Below are 1120 nucleotides of genomic sequence, written 5' to 3'. Positions count from 1 at the left end.
TCGGCATCTTCGCCTTCGGGCCGGTCTACTGGGTGCTCGTCACGGCGCTGACCCCGACGCACGAGGTGTTCCGGTTCCCGCCGCGGCTCTTCCCGGAGCACCTCACGTTCGAGCACTTCACCGCGATCCTCGACAACGCGAAGCTGCTGCGGTACCTCACCAACAGCCTCATCGTGTCCACCGTGACCGCCGTGCTCACGGTCATCGTCGCCGCCTACACCGGCTACTCCTTCGCCAAGTTCCGCTACCGCGGCCGCCGCTCCCTCATGTACCTCGTCCTGGCCTCGCAGATGTTCCCCCAGGCGCTGCTGCTCATCACCCTGTACCTCGTGTTCAGCCAGGTCGGACTGATCAACTCCTACCTCGCGCTCATCCTGTCCTTCACCACCTTCACCCTCCCGCTGTGCGTGTGGATGCTCAAAGGGTTCTTCGACACCATCCCCGACGAGCTCATCGAGGCCGCCAAGATGGACGGCGCCGGACAGGGCGCCATCATCCACCGCATCCTGCTGCCCGTATCCCTGCCCGGACTCGTCGCCACCGGCCTGTTCGCGTTCATCCGCGGCTGGAACGACTTCATCTTCGCCCTCACCCTCGCCGGACCCGACAAACAGACCCTCCCACCCGGCCTGGTCAACACCTACCTCGGCGAGTTCGAGACCGCCTGGCCCGACCTCATGGCCGCGTCCCTGGTCGTGTCCCTCCCCGTCGTCATCGGCTTCACCATCCTCCAGCGCTATCTGGTCGCCGGCCTCACCGCCGGCGCCGTGAAGGGCTGAACACCCCGCCGCTGAACGCCCCTTCCGCTGAACACCCCGCCCCAGCCCAGGAGCACACCCATGTCACTCAGCCGCCGCAACATACTCAAGCTCGGCGCGTTCGGCACCGTCCTCTCCGCCTGCGCCCCATCGACCAGCACCCCGAAGCCCGCCGGCACCGAAGGCCTCAAGGACGACGGCGTCAAAGAGTTCCCGCTGACCAGCTGGGCCTACAACGAGGCCGTGACGAAGGAGCCCCTGCAGGCGGCGATCGACAGGTACGCCGCCGCGAACGCCGGGACGAAGATCAGCACGCCGTCGTACCCGTACAACGACTACCTCAACCAGGTCCTGCTGCAGGT

1 protein-coding gene and 1 pseudogene are annotated in these 1120 nt (G+C 66.6%); both read left to right on the top strand.

Translation table 11 applies throughout. The features are described 5' to 3' along the window. On the top strand, nucleotides 1-779 hold a 779-nt coding region (locus tag ABD332_RS59865; protein ID WP_344516093.1), incomplete at its 5' end, for a carbohydrate ABC transporter permease. A 60-nt stretch (nucleotides 780-839) separates the two neighbouring features. Continuing rightward, nucleotides 840-1120: pseudogene (locus ABD332_RS59860) on the top strand (ABC transporter substrate-binding protein); the annotation flags it as partial.

Source organism: Dactylosporangium maewongense, assembly GCF_039531485.1.
In the GTDB taxonomy this organism is placed as follows: Bacteria; Actinomycetota; Actinomycetes; order Mycobacteriales; family Micromonosporaceae; genus Dactylosporangium; species Dactylosporangium maewongense.
This window is presented reverse-complemented; position numbering and strand designations above follow the sequence as displayed.